This window comes from Vibrio sp. 1288, from assembly GCF_033344475.1.
Map to the genome: position 1 here is coordinate 1 of NZ_JAWPOX010000487.1, position 720 is coordinate 720.

Sequence of the window (720 nt, forward strand, 5' to 3'; positions counted from 1 at the left end):
ACCGCCCAAGAACGGTTGTCTTCCAAACGCTCACCCATCGCGATGTATAGGTCACGAGTGATGCCACGGTCAATGGCCGCTTCTGTCATCATCGACTTCGCGGTGCGGTAGAAACGCTTCTCGGCATGAAGTGTATTGATGTACTTACCATCGTGCGTGATTTCGAAATCAGCGATGTAACCATCGTAGTTCGGACCGTCTTTATCACGAAGACCTGAGAAGTAGAAATCATAACCTTCGATTTGGAAGTGTTCACCTGGCGCTAAACGCACATCACGCTCAATGCTGTAGTTTTGTACCATAGCGATACCAATGATCGTCACAGCAAGACCGATATGACCAAACATCATCGCCCAGTGGCTACGTTGAAGCTTACGAACACCTTCAGCAAAACTGTGACGGTGCGTCGCACGCTCATGCAATTCGAACGCATGCATTGCCACGATCCAAATCGACATAACCCAGCCGATGTACGCCATCACTGAGAAGAAATCAGCAAATAGGAATACACAAACCGCCGCCAACGCCAGAGACACAGTGCCCGACACAAGCATAGGCTTCACAATCGAAGATAACTGGTCACGCTTCCAACGGATAAGAGGACCGATACATATCAAGAAGGCAAACGGCATCATGAGCCATGCAAATAGCATATCGAAGAATGGAGCACCGATAGAAACCGAGCCCAAACCAAGCTGCTTGTGAACCAATGGCAACAAC

The 720-nt window shown here is 49.0% G+C and carries 1 protein-coding gene; it reads right to left on the reverse strand.

From position 1 onward, the window contains the following. Window positions 1–720 (reverse strand): cytochrome c-type biogenesis CcmF C-terminal domain-containing protein (locus R8O11_RS27560; protein ID WP_318194918.1); only part of this gene is annotated, 720 nt, incomplete at both ends.